Here is a 4,007-nt window from a genome sequence, read left to right on the forward strand (position 1 = left end):
TTCCCCGGACAGGGTTCGCAGTGGGTGGGCATGGGAGCCCGGCTGCTGGACGAGTCACCGGTCTTCGCCGAGCGGATCGCCGAATGCGCCGCGGCTCTCGGCGCCTTCGTGGACTGGTCGCTGGAAGAGGTGCTGCGCGGGGCGGACGGCGCACCGTCACTGGAACGGGTCGATGTGGTGCAGCCCGCGTCCTTCGCCGTGATGGTCTCCCTCGCCGACCTCTGGCGTGCCCACGGTGTGGAGCCCTCGGCGGTCGTGGGCCACTCGCAAGGTGAGATCGCGGCGGCCGTCGTGTCCGGTGCGCTCTCGCTGGAGGACGGCGCCCGGGTGGTCGCGCTGCGCAGTCAGGCGATCGGCCGCATGCTGGCCGGCCGCGGCGGGATGATGTCGGTGCCGCTCCCGGTCGACGAGGTGGAGAGCCGGCTGGAGGACTGGCAGGGCCGGGTGTCGGTCGCCGCTGTCAACGGCCCGCACTCGGTCGTCGTCTCCGGCGAGCCCGGCGCGCTGGACGAACTGTCGGCCCTGCTGACGGCGGAAGAGGTACGGATCCGCCGCGTCGCGGTGGACTACGCCTCGCACTCCGCGCAGGTGGAGAACCTCCACGACGAACTCCTCGATGTCCTCGCGCCGGTCAGCCCGCGCGCCAGTGACGTCCCGTTCTTCTCCACGGTGACCGGCGACTGGCTGGACACCGAGCAGATGGACGCGGGCTACTGGTTCCGCAACCTGCGCCGGAGAGTGCGGTTCGCCGAAGCGGTCGGCGGCCTTCTCGCCGACGGACACCGCGTCTTCATCGAGGTCAGCTCGCATCCGGTACTCACCATGTCGGTACAGGACATGACCGAGGCGTACGGCGAACCGGCCGTCGCCACCGGCACGCTGCGACGCCGGCGCGGCGGCCTGTCGCGCTTCCTGCTCTCCGCGGCCGAGGTCTTCGTACGCGGGGTCGACGTCGACTGGGCCGGACTCTGGGCGGGCACGGATGTCCGGCGGATCGACCTGCCCACCTACGCCTTCCAGCACGAGCGCTTCTGGAACATCCCCGCCGTGATCGACCGGGTCGACGCGATCGATCCGCAGGACGCGGAGTTCTGGGCCTCCGTGGAGCGGGAGGACCTCTCCGCGCTGGCCTCGACGCTGCGTACGGACGAGAAGGCGGTGGCCGCCGTACTGCCGGCGCTTTCCGCCTGGCGCAAGTCCCGCAACGACCTCTCCACGGTCGACTCCTGGCGCTACCGGGTGACCTGGTCGCCGCTGGCGAGGGTCCCGCAGAAGTCCCTGACGGGCACCTGGCTCGTCGTCTCCGCCGCCGGCACCGACGACAGCGAGACCACCGGCCTGCTGGCCGGAGCGGGCGCCGAAGTGACCCGACTGGTCCTGGACGAGTCGTACACGGACCGCGTGGTCCTCGCCGAGCGGCTGGCCGGCATCGGCGCGGTCACCGGCATCGTCTCCACGCTTGCCGCGGCCGAAGAGCGCGGCGGGCGCCACCCGGGCCTCACCCTCGGCCTCGCGCTGACCGTCTCCCTGGTCCAGGCCCTCGGCGACGCCCGAGTGAACGCGCCCCTGTGGTTCCTCACCCAAGGCGCGGTCTCCACCGGCCGGTCCGACCCGCTGACGCACCCGGTGCAGGCCCAGGTCGCCGGGGTCGGCTGGACCACGGCACTGGAGTACCCGCAGCGCCGGGGCGGCGTCATCGACCTGCCGCCGACGCTGGACCAGCGGGCGGCCGGGCGCGTGGTGTCCGCCCTCGCGGGCGCGCTCGGCGACGAGGACCAGCTCGCCGTCCGCCCCTCCGGAGTCTTCACCCGCCGTATCGTCCGCGCGGGCAACGGTGGACAGGGCCGATCCCGTACCTGGACACCGCGCGGTACGACACTGGTCACCGGCGGCTCCGGAACCCTTGCCCCCGACCTCGCCCGCTGGCTCGCGGACCGGGGCGCCGGGCATGTGGTGCTCGCCAGCCGCCGGGGCATCGACGCCCCCGGCGCGGCCGAACTGGTCGCGGAACTGGCCGAGTCGGGCACCGAAGCCGCCGCCGTCGCCTGCGACGTGACCGACCGAGACGCCGTCGCCGCGCTCCTCGCGAACCTCAAGGCCGACGGCCGTACCGTACGGACGGTCATCCACACCGCCGCCGTCATCGAGCTGTGCACCCTGGCCGAGACCACGATGGAGTCCTTCTCCGACGTCGTGCACGCCAAGGTCACCGGCGCCCAGCACCTCGACGAACTGCTCGACCACGAGGAACTCGACGACTTCATCCTCTACTCGTCCACCGCCGGTATGTGGGGGAGCGGCCACCACGCGGCCTATGTCGCCGGCAACGCCTATCTCTCCGCGCTCGCCGTGAACCGCCGCGCCCGTGGCCTGCGTACCACCTCGGTGCACTGGGGCAAGTGGCCCGACGACATCGAGCGCGAGCTGGCCGACCCGCACCACATCCGCCGCAGCGGCCTCGAATACCTGGACCCGCAACTGGCGCTGAGCGGACTGGGCAAGGTCCTCGACGAGGACGAGACCGTCATCGGACTCACGGACATCGACTGGGACACGTACTACCCGGTCTTCACCGCCGGCCGCCCCACGCGCCTCTTCGACGAGGTACCCGAGGTCGCGCGCCTGCTCACCCCGGCCACCGGACAGGCCGGTGCCCGACCCGGGACGAGCGACCTCGCGGCGCGGCTGCACGACCTGTCGGGCCCCGAGCAGGAGCGTCTGCTGCTCACGCTGGTCCGCACCGAGGCGGCCGCCGTCCTGGGCCACGCCTCCGCCGAGTCCTTCCCCGAGCGGCGCGCCTTCCGCGACATCGGCTTCGACTCGGTGACCGCCGTGGACCTGCGCAACCGCATCGTCGCGGCCACGGGGCTGACGCTGCCGTCGACCATGGTCTTCGACTACCCCAACCCGGTCGCGCTGGCGGGCTTCCTGAAGTCCGCCGCCCTGGGCGGCGGCCAGGAACCGGCCGCGGCGGCGCGCACCGCGTCCGCCGCGAACGGGGACGACGACCCGATCGCCATCATCGGCATGAGCTGCCGCTACCCCGGCGGCGCCGGCTCACCGGAGGAACTGATCCGGCTCGCCCTGGACGGCGCGGACGTGATCTCCGAGTTCCCCGCCGACCGCGGCTGGGACGCCCAGGGGCTCTACGACCCCGACCCCGACCGGCAGGGCAGGACCTACTCCACCCAAGGCGGCTTCCTGCACGAGGCCGCGGAGTTCGACCCCGCCTTCTTCGGCATCTCACCGCGTGAAGCCGTGTCGATGGATCCGCAGCAGCGACTGCTGCTGGAGACCTCCTGGGAGGCCTTCGAGCGCGCCGGGATCGAGCTGGACTCCCTGCGGGGCAGCACGGCGGGCACCTTCATCGGTGCGAGCCACCAGGACTACTCGACGAGCGTGCGGAACGGCACCGAGGGCTCCGAGGTGCACATGGTCACCGGCACGGCGGCCAGCGTGCTGTCGGGCCGGGTGTCCTATCTGTACGGGTTCGAAGGCCCGGCCGTCACTGTCGACACCGCCTGCTCGTCCTCGCTGGTCGCCATGCATCTGGCCTGCCAGTCGCTGCGCAGCGGAGAAAGCTCGCTTGCGTTGGCCGGCGGCGCGGCCGTGATGGCCACCCCGCACGCCTTCGTGGGCTTCAGCAGGCAGCGGGCGCTCGCGCTCGACGGCCGCTGCAAGCCGTTCTCCGAGGCCGCCGACGGTATGACACTGGCGGAGGGCGTCGGCGTCGTCCTGATGGAGCGTCTGTCGGACGCCCGGCGCAACGGCCACCGCGTCCTCGCGGTGGTCCGCGGCTCGGCGATCAACCAGGACGGCGCGTCCAACGGACTCACCGCCCCCAACGGCCCCTCCCAGCAGCAGGTCATCCGCCAGGCTCTCGCCAACGCCGGACTCACCGGCGCCGAGGTGGACGCGGTGGAGGCGCACGGTACGGGCACGAAGCTCGGTGACCCGATCGAGGCACAGGCACTGCTGGCCACCTACGGCCAGGACCGGGACCCCGA

1 protein-coding gene is annotated in these 4,007 nt (G+C 72.5%); it reads left to right on the forward strand.

What is annotated here, in order from left to right:
* On the forward strand, window positions 1-4,007 hold a 4,007-nt coding region (locus ABZW18_RS34265), incomplete at both ends, for an SDR family NAD(P)-dependent oxidoreductase (protein WP_356195301.1).

Origin of the sequence: Streptomyces sp. NPDC004647, from assembly GCF_040609575.1 — a bacterium.
Lineage (GTDB): Bacteria > Actinomycetota > Actinomycetes > Streptomycetales > Streptomycetaceae > Streptomyces.